At 77.2% G+C, this 2,865-nt stretch carries 2 protein-coding genes; one reads left to right on the top strand and one right to left on the bottom strand.

Going from position 1 to position 2,865, the window contains the following annotated elements:
* Positions 1-1,179: ROK family protein (locus tag HCN52_RS23520; protein WP_168090444.1), on the bottom strand; the 1,179-nt coding region annotated here is incomplete at its 3' end.
* Positions 1,180-1,428: 249 nt separating this feature from the next.
* Here HCN52_RS23520 and HCN52_RS23515 point away from each other — a divergent pair.
* A partial coding sequence (locus HCN52_RS23515; RefSeq protein WP_209314909.1) for an MGH1-like glycoside hydrolase domain-containing protein occupies positions 1,429-2,865 on the top strand: 1,437 nt, incomplete at its 3' end.

The following is a 2,865-nucleotide window of genomic DNA, read 5'->3' as shown; positions in this document are numbered from 1 at the left end:
GCGCCCGGCGAGTCGGGCGTCGGCACGTTCCGCGCCGTAGAGCAGGTCCACCACCATCGTCGCGGCGCCCAGCAGCCCGGCCCGCTCCCCCAGCCGGGAGGTCACCATCTGGAGGTGGACGGTGGTGCGGGGCATCGCCCGCTGGTACAGCAGTTCGCGCACCCCGGTGAGGAACGGCGGGCCGGCGAGGTCCCCGGCGATCATCAGCACTCCGGGGTTGATCAGCGAGACCACGGTGGCCAGGACCTCGCCGACGCGGCGGCCCGCGTCCCGCGCCAGCCGCACCGCCTCGGGGCGGCCGTCGGCGAGCAGGGCGCGCACCTCGGCCGCGGTACCGGCCGTGACACCGAGCGCGGTCAGCTGCTCGGCGAGGGCCCGGCCGCTCGCCACCGCGGCGAGGCAGCCGTAGGAGCCGCAGCGGCAGAGGGCGTCGGAGGCGTCGGCCAGCCGGATGTGCCCGATGTCGCCGGCCCCGCCGTCGACGCCGCGGTACATCCCGCCGTCGACCACGAGTCCCGCGCCGATGCCGGTGGCCACCTTGACCAGCAGGAACGCGGAGCAGTCGGGGTGGCCGTGGCGCTGCTCGGCGTAGGCCATCAGGTTGGCGTCGTTCTCCACCAGGACCGGCAGGTCGGCCGGGGTCCCGGCCTCCTCGGCCAGCCGCGCGCCGAGCAGTTCGGCCACGGGATGGCCGTCCCAGCCGGGCATGATCGGCGGCTGCACCAGCCGCCCGTCGTCCACCGGTCCGGGCACGGCGAGACCGACCCCGCACACCGCGTGCGCCGGGCGCTCGGCGTCGCCGAGCACGGCGGCGCCGAGCCGCGCGAGCAGCGGCAGCACCACGCCCGGGCCGTCCTCGACCACCAGGTCGGCGGTCCGCTCGGCGAGGACGGTTCCGCCCAGGTCGGTCACGGCGACGCGGGCGTGCCGGGTGTCGAGGTCGGCGGCGAGCACGACGGCGTGCGAGGTGTCGAACTCCAGCCGCAGCGCGGGCCGCCCGCCGGTGGAGGCGCCCGCCGGCGCGGCCGCCTCCCGCACCCAGCCCGCGGCGAAGAGCTGGTCGAGCCGGGCGCCGACGGTGGAGCGGGAGAGGGAGGTGACGCGTCGCAGCTCACCCCGGGTGGTGGCGCGGCCGCTGCGGATCAGCTGCAGCAGCCGGCCCGCGCTCCCCTGGTTCATGACGGACTCCCGCTCCCGGGTGTGGATGGCGACGGCGCCGCCCGGCGCGCGAACCGCGGGGCGGCGTGACCACGCTACTCCCGTCCCCACCTGCGCGTGACGTCGCATCACCCCGGGGGCCCCGCCCTTCCGTCTACGTGTCTGGTACCAATATTCACGCTTTTGCTTGTTAAGCAGGCGTAACCCTGCGGTATCTTCTGCATAAGCGATGCGGCGCCGCCGCGTCGGGAGCCCCGGCGTGGAGGCGGAATGCGGACTCGGCTGCTCACCACCAGCGCACGCCCCGTTCATCCGCCCGAGCCCACGGCGGCGCACGCCCGCGCGGTCGTCCACGGCGCGGCCCGAGTGCTGCGGGCCAACTGGACCGGCGCGTCCACCGTCCCCAGCCGCCGGCTGTACCCGCATCAGTGGAGCTGGGACTCGGCGTTCGTCGCGATCGGCCTGCGCCACCTGGACCCCGCCCGCGCCCGCCGCGAACTGCGGAGCCTGTTCGCGGCGCAGTGGGACGACGGCCGGGTGCCGCACATCGTCTTCCACCCGGACGTCCCGGAGGGCGCGTACTTCCCCGGCCCCGGGTTCTGGCGCTCCTCCACCGCCGGTGCGGCGCACGGCGCCCCGCGGTCGGCCGAGACCTCCGGCATCGTCCAGCCCCCGGTGCACGCCCTCGCCGCCTGGCTGGTCCACCGCGCCGACCCCGCCGGCGCGGAGCGCGAGGGCTTCCTCGCCGCGCTCCACCGCCCACTGCTCGCCTGGCAGCGCTACCTCACCGAGGGCCGCGACCTCGGCGGCGGCGGCCTGGCCTCGATCGTCCATCCCTGGGAGTCGGGGATGGACAACAGCCCGGCCTGGGACGCGCCGCTGGCGCGGGTCACGCCGGCCGACCCCGACGGCTTCCGCCGCGCCGACCTCGACCACGGCAGCGCCGACGACCGGCCCACCGACCTCGACTACGGGCGCTACGTCGCGCTGGCCGCCGCCTACCGGGACCACGGGTACGACGACCGGTCCGCCGACGCCGCCCGCCGGTTCGCCGTCGAGGACCCGGGGTTCAACGCACTGCTGATCGCCTCCGACCACGCCCTCGCCGAGATCGCCGCGGCGCTGGGCCGGGACGGCACCGGCCACCGGGCGGCGGCCGGTGCCCGGACCGACGCCCTCCTCCACCGGCTGTGGAACGAGCGGACGGGGCTCTTCCACGCCCGTGACCTCCACGACGACCGGCTGCTTCCCGCCCGGGGCGCCGCCGGGCTGCTGCCGCTGATCGTGCCGTCCCTGCCCGCCGCCACCGCCGAACGGCTCCACCGCACGCTGACCGGACCGCACTTCGGTCTGGGCGCGGGCTGCCGCATGGTGCCCAGCCACGACCTGCTGGCGCCCGAGTACGACGCGGCGCGGTACTGGCGCGGGCCCGCCTGGTTCAACATCGCCTGGCTGGTCGAGCGCGGCCTGCGGCTGCACGGCGCCCGGCGCACCGCGGACGACCTGCGGACCGCGGCGGTCACCACCGCGGCCGGGTCGGGGTTCGCGGAGTACCTCGACCCCCGCAGCCTCGGCGCCCACGGGGCACGGGACTTCTCCTGGACGGCGGCGCTCGCCGTCGACCTGGCCGCCGCCGTGCTCGCCGACCACGGCACACCGCTGCCCTCCGCGACGCCCGCGCGCGCTCCCGCCGCGGCGCCCCCGGCC

The organism is Streptomyces bohaiensis, assembly GCF_012033785.1.
GTDB classification, from domain to species: domain Bacteria; phylum Actinomycetota; class Actinomycetes; order Streptomycetales; family Streptomycetaceae; genus Streptomyces; species Streptomyces bohaiensis.
This window is presented reverse-complemented; position numbering and strand designations above follow the sequence as displayed.